The 19,382-nt window shown below is 60.9% G+C and carries 12 protein-coding genes; 4 read left to right on the forward strand and 8 right to left on the reverse strand.

Translation table 11 applies throughout. From position 1 onward, the window contains the following. Positions 1-44: 44 nt before the first annotated feature. The 8 genes from BMZ10_RS17955 to glnE all read right to left on the reverse strand — a co-directional run bounded on the left by BMZ10_RS17955 (position 45) and on the right by glnE (position 10,329). On the reverse strand, positions 45-1,496 hold the full coding sequence (locus BMZ10_RS17955) for a lipopolysaccharide kinase InaA family protein (protein WP_093465192.1): 1,452 nt from the start codon (positions 1,494-1,496) through the stop codon (positions 45-47). A 92-nt stretch (positions 1,497-1,588) separates the two neighbouring features. Continuing rightward, the gene (locus BMZ10_RS17960; RefSeq protein WP_093465194.1) at positions 1,589-2,344 is read right to left on the reverse strand and encodes a lipopolysaccharide kinase InaA family protein; all 756 of its coding nucleotides are present in this window, start codon (positions 2,342-2,344) and stop codon (positions 1,589-1,591) included. Beyond that, entirely contained in the window at positions 2,341-3,075 is a 735-nt protein-coding gene (locus BMZ10_RS17965; protein ID WP_093465197.1) for a lipopolysaccharide kinase InaA family protein, read from the reverse strand. Before BMZ10_RS17965 ends, BMZ10_RS17960 begins: the two co-directional genes overlap by 4 nt. Further along, positions 3,075-3,881: a lipopolysaccharide core heptose(I) kinase RfaP gene (rfaP, locus tag BMZ10_RS17970; protein WP_093465200.1), complete on the reverse strand. Its 807-nt coding sequence runs from the start codon at positions 3,879-3,881 to the stop codon at positions 3,075-3,077. The genes BMZ10_RS17965 and rfaP overlap by 1 nt, the downstream gene beginning before the upstream one ends. Next, entirely contained in the window at positions 3,878-5,002 is a 1,125-nt protein-coding gene (locus BMZ10_RS17975) for a glycosyltransferase family 4 protein (protein WP_093465203.1), read from the reverse strand. Before BMZ10_RS17975 ends, rfaP begins: the two co-directional genes overlap by 4 nt. Further along, on the reverse strand, positions 5,002-6,066 hold the full coding sequence (gene waaC, locus BMZ10_RS17980; protein WP_093465206.1) for a lipopolysaccharide heptosyltransferase I: 1,065 nt from the start codon (positions 6,064-6,066) through the stop codon (positions 5,002-5,004). Before waaC ends, BMZ10_RS17975 begins: the two co-directional genes overlap by 1 nt. Before the next feature lies 1 nt (position 6,067). Beyond that, on the reverse strand, positions 6,068-7,102 hold the full coding sequence (gene waaF / locus BMZ10_RS17985; protein WP_093465209.1) for a lipopolysaccharide heptosyltransferase II: 1,035 nt from the start codon (positions 7,100-7,102) through the stop codon (positions 6,068-6,070). Between the two features lie 275 nt (positions 7,103-7,377). Continuing rightward, positions 7,378-10,329 carry a bifunctional [glutamate--ammonia ligase]-adenylyl-L-tyrosine phosphorylase/[glutamate--ammonia-ligase] adenylyltransferase gene (gene glnE, locus BMZ10_RS17990; RefSeq protein WP_093465212.1) on the reverse strand — a complete coding sequence of 984 codons (2,952 nt, stop codon included), beginning with the start codon at positions 10,327-10,329 and terminating at the stop codon, positions 7,378-7,380. 386 nt (positions 10,330-10,715) lie between these two features. Here glnE and aceE point away from each other — a divergent pair, with 386 nt between their 5' ends. From aceE to msrA, 4 genes are all read left to right on the forward strand, one after another. Continuing rightward, the gene (gene aceE, locus BMZ10_RS17995) at positions 10,716-13,361 is read left to right on the forward strand and encodes a pyruvate dehydrogenase (acetyl-transferring), homodimeric type (protein WP_093465215.1); all 2,646 of its coding nucleotides are present in this window, start codon (positions 10,716-10,718) and stop codon (positions 13,359-13,361) included. 148 nt (positions 13,362-13,509) lie between these two features. Beyond that, entirely contained in the window at positions 13,510-15,159 is a 1,650-nt protein-coding gene (gene aceF / locus BMZ10_RS18000) for a dihydrolipoyllysine-residue acetyltransferase (protein WP_093465218.1), read from the forward strand. 414 nt (positions 15,160-15,573) lie between these two features. Next, positions 15,574-18,267, forward strand: a complete 2,694-nt coding sequence (locus tag BMZ10_RS18005; protein ID WP_093465221.1) for a putative bifunctional diguanylate cyclase/phosphodiesterase — start codon at positions 15,574-15,576, stop codon at positions 18,265-18,267. Between the two features lie 129 nt (positions 18,268-18,396). Beyond that, positions 18,397-19,059, forward strand: a complete 663-nt coding sequence (gene msrA / locus BMZ10_RS18010; RefSeq protein ID WP_093465224.1) for a peptide-methionine (S)-S-oxide reductase MsrA — start codon at positions 18,397-18,399, stop codon at positions 19,057-19,059. Positions 19,060-19,382: the final 323 nt, after the last annotated feature.

The following is a 19,382-nucleotide window of genomic DNA, read 5'->3' on the forward strand; positions in this document are numbered from 1 at the left end:
GTGAACGGGCGCGATTCACCCTGCGGTGAGTCGCGCCCTCAGGCTTATTCGAGGGTTTTCGAGACGGTGGGAATACGCTGCTCCAGCAATTGGTGCAGCGCGCTGTCGGCGGGCCAGTTGCGCATGAAACGCGCGCGATCCCTGGCGAACGCAGCGGCGAATGCACTCTGGGAGCCGTGCTGACACATGGCGTCCAGATCGATCAACGCCCATCGATCCTGCTGCCAGAACACGTTATGCCCTTTCAGATCGCCGTGGCTGATGCGTTCACGAATCAGCTGTGCAAACAGCGTGTCCAGCGCCTGCAACTCTCTTTCGGGAGCATCTGCATTAGCCACGTAGGGCGCGAACCGCTCGATGATGTCGGGCCCCGGCAGGTGCTCGGTTATCAGATACGCTTTGCGCCGCAGCCAGAAAAACCGCTGCTCCAACAGCGCGAGCGGCCTGGGCGTTGCAATGCCGAGAAACATCAGCCGATTGCCTTCACGCCATGAATGCCAGGCACGGCTGGGCCGCCAGAACCGCTTGAGCCAGTGCGCGAAATTCTTGATGTTGTAACGCTTGATCACCAGGGCCCGCCCTGCGACGTCGGCTCTTGCCACGCTGGCCGCGCCACCGGTCTTGTACAGATGACCGCTGTCGATCAGCGCATCAGCGTTGTCGAGCACCGGCAGCATCGCGGCTTCTTCCTCGCGGCGGATTGCGCGCAAGGCAAACGGCCCGTCTTTCACGGCGAAGAGGCTGCATTCCCGGCCGATCTTGGTCAGATAATCCTTCAGCCGCCAGCTGCGTACTTTGTCGATCTGCTTCTGCAGGGCCTCGACCGGCAGACCGTGTTCGCCGTTGCTCAGCAGGTAGTAGACGAGCAATTCTTCAGTAAAGGGTTCCAGCGATTTAGGCAGCTGGGCGAAGAACACGCCGAGGTTTTCCAGCACTTTCTGCCGGGACAATGGCTTGCCAGCCTCCTCCACACGAATACCCGCGCCGTCGATCAAGTACAGCTTGCCGTCCTGACGCAGCAGGTTGTCCAGGTGAAGGTCTTCCTGCCAAAGCCCCTTGGCGTGCATCTGGCCGACTGCGGTTAACGCGTCACCCAGCACGGCTTGCTGTTCATCGGCCAGCGCTGGCAGATGTTCCACCGCCGTCCACGCCTCGCCCAGGCTTTGAGCCTGATTGAGAAACTCGAACAGCAGCCAGCCGCCCTCGCCGTCCTCGAGCCCGTCGGCGAGCAGCAACGGGGTGGTCAGGCCCTGCGCAGCGAGCAACTGGACACCGGCGCGCTCGCGCTGAAAATGCCGGGGCGCCTTCTGGCCGACCAGCAGTTTGGCCAGCACCGGCCGGCCCCGCCAGATTCCCGCGCCCACATAACGCTGGCCCGGCAGGACGCGCAGCAGGCTCAACAGCTGTAATTCGGCCGGACCCGCAGCGTCGGCCAGCGCAATGCTCATTGGCAGCGCTGGCGTGCGACCGGCGTTTTTCAGTTCAGACAAACGCATCGGCGCCCTCTTTCATCAGCTCGACCCCTAATCAGTGGCCCATCAGGCACGCAGCTCACTGTCACAGACCTGCATGCCAATCCAAATCCTGCTTACCGGCCGCTGCGCTTATGACTGCCTCGTTTCGCCAGCCGCTGCCACCATGCATCGACCAGTCCGCTGTCGCCGGGGGCCTGAAGGTAGGCGGACAGCATTTCGCGGATCTCGGCCTCATTCCAGACCGGCGCCCGACGCAGCAATGGCTCGATGTCCTTGACCCGATCACGCTGGCCGAAGATCGACTTGCGGGTTTTCTCAAGATCGATCAACTGCGCCAGATAGGCGCCGCCACGGGCCTTGAGGAAAATATGTTTGGGGTAAAAACAGCCATGCACCTGACCCGCCTGATGCAGCGTACGGGCCAGCGTGCCACACGCCTGCAGAATCGCCAGGCGCTGGGTCGCGGTCAGGTCGTTCCACTGCTGCAGCAAAGTATCCAGATCGGTCCAGCCGTCCAGCGCGCGGGTCATCAGGATTGCGCGGCGCTCGCCGTCGATCTTCTTCTCGCCGTAGAACACGGCGTGCAGCGCCGGGATGCCGAGCTTCTGATACAGGCTGATATTGCGAAACTCGCGGGAGAACGAAGGCTCGCCCAGCGGGTGATGCAGCGTGCGCGTCAAGTAATTGCTCTGGCGCTTGAGGTAGTAACCGGAGCCTTCCAGCTCCAGCCGGAATACGCTGCTCCAGCCGCCGCGTCCGGTATTGGGCTCGTCCACGGCATCGAGTTCGACATCCCACAGCGAATCGAAATCAGCCAGACCATGACGCTCGAGCAAGCCTCGGTCGGCGTCTGCGATGAAAACACTCATTCACGCCCCTCGAAAAAACCGACGATATGACGGATGCGCTTCTTGTCCGAATCGTTCAAGCGTTCGCGCCCGCGATACTGCAGATAAAAGCGCAGACGCTGAGTCGCGGAAAGGTGATATTTGGCGACTTTGTCCAGGCAGGCCAGATCCTTGGTGATGCGATAACGCAACATGAAGCTGACCCAGAACGCGCCGTTGGGGCAGTCGATCAGGAATACGGTCGATTGGTCGTCCACCAGCAGATTGCGCCACTTCAGGTCATTGTGGGTGAAGTGGTGGTCGTGCATCGTCCGGGTATAGCGCGCGACCTGCCGGCTGATGGCGTCGACCCAGGCGCGGTCATGCAGGCGAAGATCCTTGTGTTTGGCCAGATCGGACAGATCCTCGGTGCGCGGCAGCTCGCGGGTGATCAACGCGCCGCGATCATAAGCGGCGCCATTACGCTCCAGTCCCCAGGCCACGACTTCGGCGGTCGGAATGCCCCATTTGGCGAAACGCTTGAGGTTCTGCCACTCGGACTTGACCCGTGGTCGGCCCAGGTAACGGCGCAAACCCTTGCCTGCCGCCACATAGCGTTTGACGTAGTAGTTCACGCCGTTGCGCTCGACCCGAATCACTTCCGACAGCGGATCACGCGTCAGGCGCTCGCCTTTGAGGGCGAATACGGCGTCCAGCGTGCCGAAATCGTCAGCGAGCTCAGCGTAGGCAGATTCAAGATTCCAGCCCGCCATCAGAGCGCATCCCCATAGCGCAGTTTGCGCTGATACAGCTTCTCGGCCTTGCCCTCCAGCCAGCTGAGCAGCGCAGACTCTTCGGCCAGAATCCTGCGCAGCGGCTGCTGAAAGTAGCCCTTGAGAAAGCGCAACTTGTCGCGGCGCGTCAGGCCGATATCCATCGCTGAAAAATACAGCGCCGCCAGATCCTTGTTGCGCCAGCGCATCGGGATCGCAGAGCGGGTCTGGGCACGGTGCAGGTCGATGACCGACAGCCTGAAGTCTTCGGGCGTGACCGGCTTGTCGGTGTGCAGCAGGAAATGGCAGATGTAGCAGTCGCGATGATTGACCCCGGCGCGATGCATCATGCCGACCAGCCGCGCAACCTCGGCAATGTAGGCGCGCTTCATCCGCGGCTCTGGCGGCTCGTTGCGCCAGTTGATGCTGACGTCTTCCAGGCTTTCGGTCGGTGCCAGCTCCTCGGTGATGATGAACGAATGCTGGGCGGCAGGATTGTTGCCGCGCTCGCCGTAGGCCACGGACGTCATGGTGGGCACGCCGACTTCATGCAAACGGTTGATCGCCTGCCATTCCTGGCCGGCGCCGAGCACCGGCAACTTGGCCGACAGAAGATTCTTCGCCACTTCGCCCCAGCCGATGCCGCGATGGATTTTGACGAAATAACCGCGCCCGTCGACTTCGGTGCGCAGCGTGCGCCGGCCTTCGAGCTCGCGATAGACCTGGCCTTGCAGCGCTTCGACCGCCTCGAACGCATCGCGCCCGGCCCAGAGGCTCTTGAAGGGTTCAGCAAGGATCAGTTTCATCCGTGGTGCTCCGCCAGAATCACATCCGCAGCATGCTGCGGCATGCTGTAAAGATCAGCCGTGTCGGCGAATGCCAGCCCGTTCCGGCTCCAGGTGCTGCGCGCGGCATCGTCCTTGAGCATGCGGGCCAGGTATTGATTGAGCTGGCTTTGCTCCAGCGGTTCGTCGAGTACCAGGCCGCTGTCGGCCTCAGCGATGTAGTGAGCATAACCACACACCGCGCTGACCAGCACCGGCAGCCCAGCCACCAGCGCTTCAAGCAGCACGGTGCCGGTGTTCTCGTTGTAAGCCGGATGAATAAGCAGGTCCGCCCCCAACAGGAAACGCGGGATGTCGCTGCGCCCCTTCATGAAAGTGACGTTGTCGCTCAACCCGAGCGCCGTGCTTTGCAGCTGGAATACCTTGGGGTCGTCCTGCCCGATTACAAACAGTCGCGTGCGTTTTTTCAATTCCGGGGGCAGCGCCGCGAGCGCCTTGAGGCTGCGATCGACGCCTTTGGTCTTGAAGCCCGAGCCGATCTGCACCAACAGCAAGTCGTCATCGGCCAGATTGAATTCGCGACGAAACTCGGCACGGATCTGGGCAGCATTGGCGGGCGCGCGGCGATCCTGAGAAATCCCGGGCGGCAGCAGATGAAATCGTTCGAGCGGGGTGTCGTAGTGCTTGATGAACAGCGGCTGCTGGACTTCGGAAATCATCAGCACTTCGGTTTTCGCATCCTTGGCGAACACGGCGCGCTCGTAGTCGGCGAAATGGCGATAACGGCCCCAGTACTTGTACAGGCCGTGGCGCAGGTTCTGCGCTTTGTCCTCATAGCAACCGTCGGCGGCGTAGTACACGTCCAGCCCAGGCATTTTGTTGAAGCCGATCAGACGATCCACGGGACGCCTGGCCAGGTCGGCATTCATCCAGTCGGTCAGTTTTTCGTTACGACGATGGTTGAAGATCGCCTTGACTGGCGCCACCAGCACTTCGAAGCCAGGAGGCACGTCACCTTCCCAGATCAGCGTGTAGACGCGGATCGAATGGCCGCGCCGCTGACACTCCAGCGCAATGCGCATGAAGTCGCGCTGCAGGCCGCCGAAAGGAAAGTATTTATAAAGCACGAATGCCAGTTGCATCACGGATGTTCCTTTGCCAGCAACAGCGAACCCAACTGGCTCGCTACTCGCTCGGGATTCAGGCGAGTGAAGCACATCGGCCACTCGCGTTCGGTATCGAACTGACGCTTGTCTTCAGGCGTCGGTTGATAAGTGCATTTCTTCTGCAGGCACGGCGCGCAGGCCGGGTAATCGCCCGCGAGGTGAACCTGCGATTTGCCATAAGCGCCGGTCAGCCCGGGGTTGGTCGGGCCGAACAGCGACAACGTCGGCACATCCAGCGCAGCGGCCAGATGCCCCAGCCCGGTGTCGACGGCAACGCAGCCCTGAGCACCGGCCAGCACTCTGGCAACGCCCGCCAGATTCAGTTTGGGCAGGACGTGCGCTTTATCAAGGCCAAGGGCGATGCGCTCGGCGCGTGCCTTTTCCGCAGGGTTGCCCCAAGGCAGATGAACCTCGAGCCCTTGGCCGATCATGCGCTCGGCAAGCTGGCGCCAATACACCTCAGGCCAATGCTTGGTCACCCAGGTAGTCCCATGCAGGAACAGCACGTAAGGCGCCCCGCCATCGGCATCGAGCAGACGGCTTCGATCCAGTCCGTAGTCACCGAGCCCTGCCGGGACGTCATAGCCCAACGCCTGGGCGAACAACTGGCGCAGACGCTCGACCGCATGCTGACCACGGGCCACAGGATACGGCCGGTCGTAGAAGCGCGCGGCCATTGGTTCACGCGCAGAAAGTTTGTCGAGCCCGGCGATCGGCGCCTTGACGTAACGCGTCAGCCAGGCGCTCTTCAACAAGCCTTGGGCGTCGATCACCAGATCGTACCGAGTATCGCGCAGACGCTGCTTGAACCGCCGCCACTCGCCCGTTTTCAGGGTCTGCCAAAGGTTTTTACGCCACCGCCGAATCGCCACCGGGATCACCGTGGAGACAGCCGGATGCCACGCCGGAATTTCGGAAAACCCCTCTTCCACCACCCAGTCGAACTGGATGCCAGGCAGTGCGCGAGCAGCGTCGGTCAGTGCAGGCAATGTATGGATCACATCACCCAGCGACGAGGTTTTGATCAGCAGTACCCGCAAGTCAGGCGACCTCGACCGGCGTGCCGCCCAGGCGACCGAGGGCTTGAATCACCGATTCGGGCTCCAGCAGGCGCAAGCAGTTGTAGTGACCGAAACGACAGGTGCGCTCGAAGCACGGGCTGCATTCGATGCCCAACTGAACGATTTCGACCTGATCGGCCAGCGGCGGAGTGAATCCCGGTGATGTCGAACCGTAGACGGCAACAAGGGGCCGATTCAGTGCAGCGGCGACATGCATCAGGCCCGAATCGTTGGACACCACGCCGTCGGCGCAGGACAACAAGTCGATGGCCTCGGCCAGAGAAGTGCCGCCACTGAGGTTGGTCGACTCCTCGCGCAGCCCCGGAATCAACCGCTCCCGAATGCTCTCGCCAACCGCGTGGTCGTTCTTCGAGCCGAACAGCCACACTTGCCAGCCCTCACGAATTTTCGCTTCGGCGACACTGGCGTAATGCTCGGATGGCCAGCGCTTGGATTCGCCGAACTCGGCGCCCGGACACAGCGCGAGCACGGGACGATCCAGCGACAGGCCGAACTTGGCCAGCGCGGCATCACGACTGGCGGGCTCGATGCGCAGAGCAGGTTTTGGGTACGGACGCGGCAGCTCGGCGTCCTTGTCGTAGGCCAGCGCCATGAAGCGCTCGATCATCAGCGGATATTTCTGCTTATCCAGCGTGCGCACGTCGTTAAGCAGGCCGTAGCGAAACTCGCCACGCCAGCCGGTGCGCTTCGGGATGCCCGCGAAGAACGGGACGAGCGCCGACTTCAAGGAATTCGGCAGCAGGATCGCCTGGTCGTACTGGCCTTTGAGGGATTTGCCGATACGGCGACGAGTCGCCAGCTCCAGCGCACCATGGCCGAGCGGAAAGCTCAAGGCCGTGCGCACCTCTGGCATGCGCTCAAGGATCGGCCGGCTCCACTCGGGCGCCAATACATCGATTTGGCATTGCGGGTGACGCTGCTTCAGGCACTGGAACAGCGTTTGCGCCATCACCATGTCACCGACCCAGCTGGGCCCTACGATCAGAATTCTCATGCTCAATCCAAAAACGACCAGAAACGAGCAGGGAGGCTCATCAGACTGCGTGACGCTTCCACACAGCCTGACGCCTCCCTGTCATAGCTTTATATAGGTCCATTACATCCAGACCTTGCAGCGCTTTCACTGACGTCATCGCGAGCAAGCTCACTCCTACAGGGGTAATTGACCACTGCAGGAACAAGCGCGCGTCTACAGGGGATATTCAATCTCTGTAGGAGTGAGCTCGCTCGCGATGAGGCCCCAGGATTCAGTGAAGAATCCTGCATGCCTTAACTCAACCCCAACTGCACCCAGATCCGCATCACTTCGCGCCGCTCGGAGGCAAACTGATCGCCGGAGACAACGCCCGCATCTTTTTGCAGCGCCTGTCGATGGGCCGCTGAACGGTAGGCTTTATACACCTCGCGCAGCAGGCTGGCATCGGCGGCAGGCATCAGACCCGCCTCTTCCAGGCCTTCGAGAATCCGGATGTTATCGGTGTAGCGAAGCAGTGCGGGATGCTCTCTGGACCACGCCAGGGCCGCGTATTGCACCATAAATTCGATATCGACGATACCACCGGCGTCCTGCTTGAGATCGAAGGAGGCCGTGGCTTCGAAGGCATTTGGCCCCTTGCCCGCCGCAGTGGCCCGAGTCCCGAGGTTGTCGCGCATTTTAGCGCGCATCTCGCTGACCTCCTGGCGCAACGTGTCCAGATCGCGCTCGCGCCCCAGTACGGCGGCACGCACAGCCTCGAACCCGCGCCCCACATCGGCACTGCCGACCAGCACCCGTGCACGGACCAGCGCCTGATGCTCCCATGTCCAGGCCTCCTTCTCCTGATAGCGGGAAAACGCGCCGAGGGAGCTGACCAGCAGCCCGGCGGCACCCGAAGGCCGCAAGCGCATGTCCACCTCATACAACTGCCCAGAGTTGGTCTGCGTCGTGATCAAGTGAATGATCCGCTGCCCCAACCGGGTAAAGAACTGTGCGCCGTCGATGGGTTTGGGACCGTCGGTTTCGGCCTGCGGGTCACCATCATGAATGAACACCAGGTCCAGATCCGAACCATGGCCCAACTCGATGCCGCCGACTTTCCCGTAACCGACGATCACGAAACCCGGGTCGCACACGCTGCCATCAGGGCGACGCGGCGCGCCATGCCGGGCAACCGTGTGACGCCATGCCAGCGCCAGTACCTGCTCCAGAATCGCCTCGGCCAGCCAGGTCAGGTAATCGCTGACCTTCATCAGCGGCAGGCTGCCGGTGATCTCCGAGGCGGCCACGCGCAAACGGTGCGCGAGCTTGAAATGCCGCAGCGCCTCCATTTGCTGTTCGAGGTCGTCCTCGGGGATGCGCGTCAAACGCTCGCGCAGCTCGGCGGCCAGTTCCGGGGCCTGCGGCGGGCTGAACAGACGGCCTTCATTGAGCAATTCATCGAGCAGCAGCGGGAAACGCGCAATCTGCTCGGCGATCCACGGGCTGGCTGCACACAGCGTAAGCAAACGGCGTAACGCGCCAGGGTTTTCAGTCAGCAAGACCAGATAGGCCGAACGCCGCGCCACGGCCTCGACCAGCGGCAGGACCCGCTCAAGGATCAGATCGGGATTGTCGTGTTCGACCGCTTGCGCCAGCAGGCGAGGAATGAAGGCGTCCAGGCGTTCGCGTCCCAGCCGCTGCATCGAGCGCAACTGGGAGCTGTTGCGCAGATTGCTGAGGTGCTTCAAGGCCTTTTCCGCATCCGCGAACCCGCCTTCCTGTAACTGGCGGCAGGCGCTTTCCTCGTTCTGGGACTCTTCCCACAGAGGCAGCCACTCACCTCCGACGATCTCCTCGCCACCTTCTGGCTGACCTTCTTCCTCATCCGGGTCGGCGATGACCTGACGGAAATGCCAGTCGACCCGGCCACGCCAATACATGAGCTTTTCGTGAAAGCTGTTCCAGTCGGCAAAGCCCATGATGAACGCGATACGCGCCTGATCCTGCGCGCCATCGGGCAACATCTGGGTCTGACGGTCGGCGATCGCCTGGATGGCGTGCTCGGTGTAACGCAGAAACTCATAGCCCTGGCGCAACTCGTCAATCACCGCCGCAGGCAAGTAGCCTTGCCCTTCGAGCGTACGCAGCACCTTGAGCAACGGCCGCTGTTGCAGGCTGAGGTCGCGCCCGCCATGGATCAACTGAAAGGCCTGCGCAATGAATTCGACTTCGCGAATGCCGCCCGAGCCCAGCTTGATGTTCTCGGCCATCCCTTTGCGCCGGACCTCCTGCTGAATCAACTGCTTCATCGTGCGCAGCGCTTCAATCGCGGAGAAGTCCAGATACCGCCGATAGACGAACGGGCGCAGCATCTCCAGCAGCTCGTCGCCCTTGGCCCGATCGCCACCGACCACCCGGGCCTTGATCATCGCGTAGCGTTCCCAGTCACGGCCCTGATCCTGGTAGTACTGCTCCAGCGCGTTGAAGCTCAGTACCAGCGCGCCAGAGGAGCCATACGGACGCAGGCGCATGTCGACGCGAAACACGAAGCCATCAACCGTCACCGGGTCCAGTGCCTTGATCAGCCGCTGGCCGAGCCGGATGAAAAATTCCTGATTATCCAGCGCCCGCTTCACGCCTTGAGTCTCGCCGCCTTCGGGATAGGCGAAGATCAGATCGATGTCCGAGGAAAGGTTCAGCTCCACGGCGCCCAGCTTGCCCATGCCGAGGATGACCATCTGCTGCGGCTCGCCCGTCCGACGGCCGGTCGGCGTGCCGAATTGCTGGCAATGACGCTCATAAAGCCATCGATAGGCAAGGTCGATGCTGCCATCGGCCATGTCGGAAAGGTCACGGCAGGTTTCCACCAGATCGGCCTGCCTCGTCAGATCACGCCAGATAATTCGCACTTGCTGGCGCGTGCGCTGACGACGTAGATTACGCCCCAGTTCATCGTCGGTGGTCGCTTGAATGACCGCTCGCGCAATTTGGGCGTGTAGCTCGCCTTCGCCAAAACTGCGCTCCAGCTCGCCGGATTCGGCCAGTTCGAGGAGCATCAGTGGATCGCGGGCCACATGCTCGGCCACGAAATCGCTGGCGCCGCAGACGCGGTCGAACGCCACCAGTCGAGCATGGGGCCAAGTGTCGAACCGAGCCTTGTCGGCGTCCGTCAGCGCGTCGAGCGATGCGCGGAACGACTGTTGTGCACGAGTGACCAACGGCAGCAGGATGGCCGGCAACTCAGCCAGCGAGGGTAGGCTCATGGTCTATCCTAGATCGGCGTTCGAAAGACTACCTGCCCCGGTAGCCAGCACCTGTCGCTGACAGGACTGTCGAACAAAGGTTAAAAATTGCTGGAGATTTGTTTTCTTTGATTGCCAGCACTGATTTTAGGTTTTTCATTTGATCTTTTAACCGGAATTACCGTTTTATCTGACATTGCAACGCGAGCGAAAACATCGCTAAGCTGTAGTTTTACTACTGTATATACAAGTCAAAAAGCTGAATTGGCCGGAGATTTGTAGTAAAACTACACAACGCCGGGTACCACGCCGGTCATCCAAGAATTTTTTACGTCGTCTGCCCACAAGGCCAGTCGCAACAAACTCAGGCAACCGATTCTGGAAGCCTTTCCGCCCTGGAGCAAGCCATGCAAGACCTCGATCCCGTCGAAACCCAGGAATGGCTGGACGCCCTGGAATCGGTTCTCGACAAAGAAGGCGAAGACCGTGCTCATTACCTGATGACCCGTATGGGTGAGCTGGCCACAAGAAGTGGTTCGCAGCTGCCTTACGCCATCACTACGCCTTATCGCAATACCATTCCTGTCACCCACGAAGCACGCATGCCTGGCGACCTGTTCATGGAACGCCGCATTCGCTCGTTGGTACGTTGGAACGCCCTGGCAATGGTTGTGAAAACCAACATCGGCGATCCGGATCTGGGCGGTCACATCTCCAGCTTCGCTTCCAGTGCGACCCTGTACGACATCGGCTTCAACTATTTCTTCCAGGCCCCGACCGACGAACACGGCGGCGACCTGATCTACTTCCAGGGTCACGCATCGCCAGGCGTCTACGCCCGTGCATTCATGGAAGGCCGTATTTCCGAAGAGCAGATGACCAACTTCCGTCAGGAAGTCGATGGCAACGGTCTGTCTTCTTATCCACACCCGTGGCTGATGAAAGACTTCTGGCAGTTCCCGACCGTTTCGATGGGTCTGGGTCCGATCCAGGCGATTTATCAGGCGCGCTTCATGAAGTACCTGGAGCACCGCGGTTATATCCCGGAAGGCAAGCAGAAAGTCTGGTGTTTCCTGGGCGACGGCGAGACCGACGAGCCGGAATCCCTGGGCGCCATCGCCCTGGCCGGTCGCGAGAAGCTGGACAACCTGATCTTCGTGGTCAACTGCAACCTGCAGCGCCTCGACGGCCCGGTGCGCGGCAACGCCAAGATCATCCAGGAACTGGAAGGCGTGTTCCGCGGCGCTCAGTGGAACGTGACCAAAGTTATCTGGGGACGTTTCTGGGACCCACTGCTGGCCAAGGACGTCGACGGTATCCTGCAACGTCGCATGGACGAAGTCATCGACGGCGAGTACCAGAACTACAAGGCCAAAGACGGCGCCTTCGTACGTGAGCACTTCTTCAACACGCCAGAACTCAAGGCGATGGTTGCGGACATGTCCGACGACGAAATCTGGAAACTCAACCGTGGCGGCCACGACCCGTACAAGGTGTACGCTGCTTATCATCAGGCGGTTAACCACAAAGGTCAGCCGACCGTGGTTCTGGCCAAGACCATCAAGGGTTATGGCACCGGCGCCGGTGAAGCGAAGAACACTGCGCACAACACCAAGAAAGTCGACGTGGACAGCCTGCGTCACTTCCGCGACCGCTTCGACATCCCGGTCAAAGACGATCAGCTCGAATCCCTGCCATTCTTCAAACCGGAAGAAGGCAGCGCCGAAGCCCGTTACCTGAGCGAGCGTCGTGCTGCGCTGGGCGGCTTCGTACCACAGCGTCGCGCGGAGAGCTTCAGCCTGCCGACGCCGCCGCTGGAAACCCTCAAGGCCATCCTTGATGGCACCGGCGACCGCGAAATCTCCACCACCATGGCCTTCGTGCGCATCCTGACGCAGCTGGTCAAGGACAAGGAAGTGGGTCAGCGCATCGTTCCGATCATCCCGGACGAAGCCCGTACCTTCGGTATGGAAGGCATGTTCCGTCAGTTGGGCATCTACTCGTCCGTGGGCCAGCTGTACGAGCCGGTCGACAAGGAACAAGTGATGTTCTATCGCGAGGACAAGAAAGGTCAGATCCTCGAAGAAGGCATCAACGAAGCAGGCGCGATGTCCTCCTTCATCGCTGCAGGTACTTCGTACAGCAGCCACAACCAGCCGATGATTCCGTTCTACATCTTCTACTCGATGTTCGGTTTCCAGCGTATCGGCGACCTGGCATGGGCCGCAGGCGACAGCCGCACCCGTGGCTTCCTGGTCGGCGGCACCGCCGGTCGTACCACCCTGAACGGTGAAGGTCTGCAGCACGAAGACGGTCACAGCCACATCCTGGCTTCTACCATCCCGAACTGCCGCACCTACGATCCGACCTACGGCTACGAGCTGGCGGTGATCATTCAGGACGGCATGAAGAAGATGTTCGAAGAACAGCAGGACGTCTTCTACTACCTGACCGTGATGAACGAATCCTACGTCCAGCCAGCCATGCCGGCCGGTTCCGAAGAAGGCATCGTCAAGGGCATGTACCTGCTCGAAGAAGACACCAAGGAAGCGGCGCACCACGTGCAGCTCCTGGGTTCGGGCACTATCCTGCGCGAAGTACGCGAAGCCGCGAAGATCCTGCGCGAGCAGTTCAACGTCGGTGCCGATGTCTGGAGCGTCACCAGCTTCAACGAACTGCGTCGCGACGGCCTGGCCGTGGAGCGCAGCAATCGCCTGAAGCCCGGCCAGAAGCCACAACTGAGCTACGTTGAAGAATGCCTCAACGGCCGTAAAGGTCCGGTGATCGCTTCGACCGACTACATGAAGCTCTTCGCTGACCAGATCCGTCAGTGGGTTCCGACCAAGGAATACAAAGTCTTGGGCACCGACGGTTTCGGCCGTTCCGACAGCCGCAAGAAGCTGCGTAACTTCTTCGAAGTCGACCGTCACTTCGTTGTGCTGGCCGCCCTGGAAGCCTTGGCCGATCGCGGCGATATCGAACCGAAGGTCGTGGCCGAAGCCATTGCCAAGTTCGGCATCGACCCTGAAAAACGCAACCCGCTGGACTGCTGAGCGTCTGCGTGAAGATCGTATAGAGCGCTGACAGATTGCGCGGAACAGCCGGCGATGCGGAATTTACTTCGGTAAATGAGCATCCAGGCTGTTTCGTCGCAAATGGAACAGCGCAGTCGAGGAACAGGTTCTCCTGAGGAGAGACATTGTGAGTGAGCTAATTCGCGTACCCGACATCGGCAACGGTGAAGGTGAAGTCATTGAGTTGTTCGTCAAGGTCGGTGATCGCATCGAAGCGGACCAGAGCGTTCTGACGCTGGAGTCTGACAAGGCGAGCATGGAAATCCCGGCGCCCAAGGCTGGCGTCATCAAGGCCATGAAGGTCAAGCTGGGCGACCGCCTGAAAGAAGGCGACGAGCTGTTCGAACTGGAAGCGGAAGGCGAAGCTGCCGCCGCACCCGCTGCTGAACCGGCTGCCGCTGCGCCTGCACCGGCGGCACCTGCCGCTGAAAAACCGGCCGAAGCCGCTGCCCCTGCTGCGCCAGCTCCAGCCGCCGAAGCTGCTGTTCAGGACATCCACGTTCCGGACATCGGTTCGTCAGGCAAGGCTCGCATCATCGAGCTGATGGTCAAGGTCGGCGACAGCATCGAGGCTGACCAGTCCCTGATCACTCTGGAATCCGACAAAGCTTCGATGGAGATCCCGTCTCCAGCGGCAGGCGTCGTCGAGAGCATCAGCGTCAAGGTCGAAGATGAAGTCGGCACTGGCGACCTGATCCTGAAACTGAAGGTCGCTGGCGCTGCGCCGGCTGCTGCTCCTGCTCCGGCAGCAGCACCGGCTCCGGCCAAGGCTGAAGCCCCTGCTGCCGCTCCAGCCGCCGCTCCAGCCGCAAAAACTGAAGCCGCTCCTGCTCCGGCTGCTGCACCTGCAGCCAGCGGTGCCAAGGTTCATGCAGGTCCGGCTGTTCGTCAGCTGGCGCGTGAATTCGGCGTTGAGCTCAGCGCAGTGACGGCCACCGGTCCGCACGGTCGCGTGCTGAAAGAAGACGTGCAGGCTTACGTCAAATCGATCATGACCAAGTCCAAGGACGCGCCAGCCGCTGGCGGCGCTGCCGGCGGCATGGGCATCCCACCGATTCCGGAAGTCGATTTCAGCCGTTTCGGCGAAATCGAAGAAGTGCCGATGACCCGCCTAATGCAACTGGGCGCGACCGGTCTGCACCGCAGCTGGCTGAACATCCCGCACGTGACTCAGTTCGATCAGGCCGACATCACCGACCTGGAAGCTTTCCGCGTTGCGCAGAAAGCCGTCGCTGAAAAAGCTGGCGTGAAACTGACCGTGCTGCCACTGCTGCTCAAGTCCATCGCGCACCTGCTCAAGGAACTGCCGGACTTCAACAGCTCGCTGGCGCCAAGCGGTAAAGCCGTCATTCGCAAGAAGTACTTCCACATCGGTTTCGCGGTGGACACCCCGGATGGCCTGCTGGTCCCTGTGATCAAGAACGTTGACCAGAAGAGCCTGCTGCAACTGGCTGCGGAAGCTGCCGAGCTGGCTGAAAAAGCGCGTTCCAAAAAGCTGTCGGCCAACGACATGCAGGGCGCCTGCTTCACCATCTCAAGCCTGGGTCACATTGGCGGCACCGGCTTCACGCCGATCGTCAACGCGCCGGAAGTCGCGATCCTGGGCGTGTCCAAGGCCACCATGCAACCGGTCTGGGACGGCAAGGCATTCCAGCCGCGTCTGATGCTGCCACTGTCGCTGTCCTACGATCACCGTGTGATCAACGGCGCCGCTGCTGCGCGCTTCACCAAGCGTCTGGGCGAAGTGCTGGCGGATATCCGCACGATCCTGCTGTAAGCCTCAAAAGGCCCGCTCTTCATTGAGCGGGCCTTCGCAGTTTTTCGAGCTGCCACGCTCGTACCTCAACCCCGCTTATCTGGCGGGGCTTTTTTTGGACGGATGTTTTGTGGGTTTGACGCTCTCTTGAATTGTAGGCGCGCTTGCCCGCGACCTGCCGGGAACGCAGCAAAATCTCCAAGGCCCAGGTGCTTCCCAACGAGCCGGTCGGACACTAATAACAACCACTTACCAACCCATTCCGACAAATCCGACCAACAACCTTCAGTTAAACCCCGTTTTGCCGACAGATTTATAGCACTAAGCCATCGCGCTCACTTGTCAGCCCGTTCGCCATGATGCAACCTTGCGACACGCGATTTAACGATGGGCTCCTTGCCCATGCGCGACCGTACTCTTAAAGCGAGTTCCTTCATGAAAAGCCAACCTGATGCTGCCGGAAGACCGGCGGCCGAGGTCGTGACGCAGCTGCCGGTGCCCTCGCGGCTCGGCATGCTGCGTTTCGAGCGGCTTAATGAAGCCAGTTGGGCCATGCTTTATCTGGACCCCAACTGCGAAAAGCACTTCAGCATGCCAGCGATGGAGCTGTGCGCGCTGATCGGCTCGCCTTACGCCAGCCTGATGGAGCCTGAAGCGCGCTATCAACTGCACGACGCGGTGCAGATGCAGCTGGCGAGCAATACCCATTATCTGATCCGCTACACCCTGCACACGCTGCGCGGTCCTCTGGGCCTGCTCGAGATCGGCGAAGGCTACAAGCAACATAACCGACACCTGCTGCGCGGCTACCTGATGGTGGTCGATGAAGTCTTCGACGCCAGCGAACTGGCGTTCAGCCCTGACCTGGAAGTGCAGAATTCGCGCCTGCAGATCGCTCTGGAGCTCAACCAGCGCGCTCAGCACGAGCAGCTACAGCATCTGGAGCGCGTGCGCGCACAACAGAGCCTGATTCTGCGCCTGGCGCGCCATCGCTACAGCTCCAACAATTCGCTGCAAGAAGCGGCCGAACTGATCACCAAAAGCGCCTGCGAGATCTACGACATCGACCGCGCCGCGATCTGGAATCTCAACGGCAAGACGCTGGAACCCATTGCCGAATATCGCCGCGAAACGGATCAATACCACAAGCCCGCGCCGATCGACATCAGCTGTTACCCCAGCTATCTGGAAGCCTTGCACACCAGTCGCGCCATCGATGCCAACGATGTGCAGCTCGACCCGCGCACCCGTGAGCTGGCCCAGAGCCTGGGCCCTCGTGACATCAACGCTATCCTCGACGCCAGCATCCGCATAGACGGCCAGGTGATCGGCGTGTTGTGCCTCGAACAGACGGGCACGCCGCGCGACTGGCAGTCCGATGAAATCGCGTTTGCCGGTGAGCTGGCCGACCAGTTTGCTCAAGCGATCAATAACCACAACCGACGCACTGCCACCAATGCCTTGCACCTGTTTCAGCGCGCAGTGGAGCAAAGCGCCAACGCATTCCTGCTGGTCAACTGCGACGGCGTCGTGGAGTACGTCAACCCAAGCTTCACCGAGATCACTCAGTACACCGCTGATGAAGTCCACGGCCATCGCCTGTCGGAACTGCCGGCACTGGAAAATCTCGGTTCGCTGCTGCTCGACGCCAACTCAAGCCTGGCGAGCGGCAACAGCTGGCAGGGCGAATTCAAGAGCCGGCGCAAGAACCTCGAACCGTACTGGGGCCAACTGTCGATTTCCAAGGTGTATGGCGATAACCGCGAGCTCACTCATTACATCGGCATCTACGAAGACATCACCCAGGCCAAGCTCTCGCAACAGCGCATCGAGCGCCTGGCATACACCGACAACCTGACCAATCTGGGCAACCGTCCTGCGTTCATTCGCACGCTTGACGAGCACTTCGCACGCGACGTGGAGACGCCGATCAGCCTGTTGCTGGTGGACATAGACAATTTCAAGCGCATCAACGACAGCCTCGGCCATCAGACCGGTGACAAACTGCTGATCAGCCTGGCCCGGCGTTTGCGCAACAGCCTCAGCCCTACCGGCATTCTGGCGCGCTTCGCCAGTAACGAGTTCGCCGTGCTGCTGGACGATACTGGGCCCGAGGAAGGCCAGCGTGTTGCCAGTCAGGTGCTGACGACGCTGGACAAACCGATGTTCGTCGACAACCAGTTGATCAGCGTCACCGGCTCGGTCGGCCTTGCGTGCGCGCCCATTCATGGCCGCGACCCGCAGACACTCATGAAGAACGCGGGTCTTGCGCTGCACAAGGCCAAAGCCAACGGCAAACACCAGGTGCAAGTCTTCACCGAGGCGCTGAACGCCGAGGCCAGCTACAAGCTTTTCGTTGAAAACAACTTGCGCCGCGCGCTGACTCAGAACGAACTCGAGGTCTTCTATCAGCCCAAGCTGTGCCTGCGAACGGGTCGCCTGCTGGGCATGGAAGCGCTGCTGCGCTGGAATCATCCCGAAAAAGGCATGATCCGTCCGGACCAGTTCATCAGCGTGGCCGAAGAGACCGGGCTGATCATTCCGATCGGGAAATGGGTCGCGCGCCAGTCCTGCCGCATGAGCAAGCAACTGACCGCCGCCGGTTACGGCAAACTGCATGTGGCCATCAACGTATCGCCCAAACAGTTTTCGGACCCGGAACTGGTCGACTCGCTCGCCAACATTCTGCGCGAGGAGCAACTCGATCCGTCGCTGCTTGAACTGGAGCTGACCGAGGGCCTGCTGCTGGAGGCGACCGAAGACACGCGCCTGCAACTGGAGTCGTTGAAAACCCTCGGCCTGACCCTGGCGATGGACGATTTCGGTACCGGCTATTCGTCATTCAGTTACCTGAAGAAATTCCCCATCGACGTGATCAAGATCGATCGCAGCTTCATTCGCGATATCCCGGATGATCAGGACGACATGGAAATCACATCGGCGGTGATCGCCATGGCGCACAACCTCAAGCTGACGGTGGTCGCCGAAGGCATCGAAACAGCCGAGCAACTGGCGTTTCTGCGTCGCCACCGTTGCGATGTGGGTCAGGGCTACCTGTTCGACAAGCCGATTCCGGGTGAGGACCTGATCAACGCCCTCAGGCGTTATCCACGCGGTCCTGCAGCCTGAGGCCTTCCCCGCACACCTGTGGTACGGCACACTTGCCGCCCTGCATTTGTATCCGCTGAAACTGACCCCATATCTGCCATTCACTGACAAACCCTGTCGGTTGTCCTGCCCCCAGAGAGGATTTGCCTCATGGTCTTGCGCTCGGAAATTCTTGTGAACAAAAACGAACTCCCTACCGCCCAGCAGGCTTTGCCGGGCCGTGAAACCCCGATGGCTTTGCCAGAAACCCACTTCGTCAACGGCCGTCCATTGCTGGGACCGTTCTTCGAAAACGTCGAATTCGCGATTTTCGGCCTGGGCTGCTTCTGGGGCGCCGAGCGTCGCTTCTGGCAACGTGAAGGCGTGGTCAGCACGGTCGTCGGCTACGCGGGCGGTTTCACGCCCAACCCGACCTATGAAGAAGTCTGCTCCGGCCTGACCGGCCACAGCGAAGTCGTATTAGTGGTGTACGAGCCGGAAAAAGTCAGCTACGAAGCGCTGCTGGCGATGTTCTGGGAACTGCACAACCCAACTCAGGGCATGCGTCAAGGCAACGACATCGGCACGCAATACCGCTCGGTGATCTACGCCACCACCCCGCAGCAACTGGCCGCAGCCAAAGCCAGCGCCGAGGTGTTCCAGGCTGAACTGACCAAGGCCGGCCACGGCGCCATCACCACCGAAATCGACCAGGCGCCGACCGTGTACTTCGCCGAGGCGTACCACCAGCAATACCTGGCGAAGAATCCACAGGGCTATTGCGGCATTGGCGGCACGGGCGTTTGCATGCCACCGAGCCTGGCCGGGAACTAGGCCAGAACCGCAGACCTGCCGCGCGCACCTGATGCGCTGCTCATGACTAACGTAGGACGGGCTTCAGCCGGGAACTCGTCGGTCGCCACGCCATAGAAATGTGGGCGATGCGACTGGCCTTTTCCCGGCTTTAGCCGGGAACCCGTCGGTTGTCACACCGTAGAAATGTGGGTGATGCAGCCGGCCTTTTCCCGGCTGAAGCCGGTCCTACTGACAAATCGCGTACCGCGTAGGACCGGCTTTAGCCGGGAACCCGTCGGTTGTCACGCCGCAGAATGGGGGTGATGCAGCCGGCCTCTTCCCGGCTGAAGCCAATCCTACTG

This window comes from Pseudomonas sp. NFR16, assembly GCF_900108875.1.
GTDB lineage: Bacteria > Pseudomonadota > Gammaproteobacteria > Pseudomonadales > Pseudomonadaceae > Aquipseudomonas.

What these genes read in the sequence shown, in the direction of transcription:
- BMZ10_RS17955 (WP_093465192.1), bottom strand. Translation starts at nt 1,496, where the DNA reads ATGCGTTTGTCTGAACTGAAAAACGCCGGTCGCACGCCAGCGCTGCCA.
- BMZ10_RS17960 (WP_093465194.1), bottom strand. Translation starts at nt 2,344, where the DNA reads ATGAGTGTTTTCATCGCAGACGCCGACCGAGGCTTGCTCGAGCGTCAT.
- BMZ10_RS17965 (WP_093465197.1), bottom strand. Translation starts at nt 3,075, where the DNA reads ATGGCGGGCTGGAATCTTGAATCTGCCTACGCTGAGCTCGCTGACGAT.
- rfaP (WP_093465200.1), bottom strand. Translation starts at nt 3,881, where the DNA reads ATGAAACTGATCCTTGCTGAACCCTTCAAGAGCCTCTGGGCCGGGCGC.
- BMZ10_RS17975 (WP_093465203.1), bottom strand. Translation starts at nt 5,002, where the DNA reads ATGCAACTGGCATTCGTGCTTTATAAATACTTTCCTTTCGGCGGCCTG.
- waaF (WP_093465209.1), bottom strand. Translation starts at nt 7,102, where the DNA reads ATGAGAATTCTGATCGTAGGGCCCAGCTGGGTCGGTGACATGGTGATG.
- glnE (WP_093465212.1), bottom strand. Translation starts at nt 10,329, where the DNA reads ATGAGCCTACCCTCGCTGGCTGAGTTGCCGGCCATCCTGCTGCCGTTG.
- aceE (WP_093465215.1), top strand. Translation starts at nt 10,716, where the DNA reads ATGCAAGACCTCGATCCCGTCGAAACCCAGGAATGGCTGGACGCCCTG.
- BMZ10_RS18005 (WP_093465221.1), top strand. Translation starts at nt 15,574, where the DNA reads ATGAAAAGCCAACCTGATGCTGCCGGAAGACCGGCGGCCGAGGTCGTG.
- msrA (WP_093465224.1), top strand. Translation starts at nt 18,397, where the DNA reads ATGGTCTTGCGCTCGGAAATTCTTGTGAACAAAAACGAACTCCCTACC.